Origin of the sequence: Terriglobus sp. ADX1 (assembly GCF_036877645.1) — a bacterium.
In the GTDB taxonomy this organism is placed as follows: domain Bacteria; phylum Acidobacteriota; class Terriglobia; order Terriglobales; family Acidobacteriaceae; genus Terriglobus.
Genome location: NZ_JAEDXV010000079.1, coordinates 1 through 255, shown reverse-complemented (window position 1 = coordinate 255; position 255 = coordinate 1). Strand labels below are relative to the sequence as shown.

Genomic DNA, 255 nt, shown 5'->3' with positions numbered 1-255 from the left:
GGCGGTAGTTGCGGTAATGACACTGATAGCGCTTGTCGGATGGGTGCGATGGTATAGGTCAGCATCCATAGCCTTGCCGCCGTGGCCGTTGAACCTGGTTGTGGATTCGCAGCGGCCAACAACGGTCGTGCTTGCAGACGTCAGCTATGTGTTGCGCCTTCTGGGCGACCGTCCAGTTACGCTGGACGCATATGCCGACCGCACATATATGAAGGGCCTAATCCCGGAGAACGCTTCGCGCGGTGAGTTGAGTCT

General features: G+C 58.0%; 1 protein-coding gene. It reads left to right on the top strand.

Annotation, left to right across the window (positions count from 1 at the left end):
• Positions 1 to 73: 73 nt before the first annotated feature.
• On the top strand, positions 74 to 255 hold a 182-nt coding region (locus JAO32_RS19765), incomplete at its 3' end, for a hypothetical protein (RefSeq protein ID WP_334243609.1).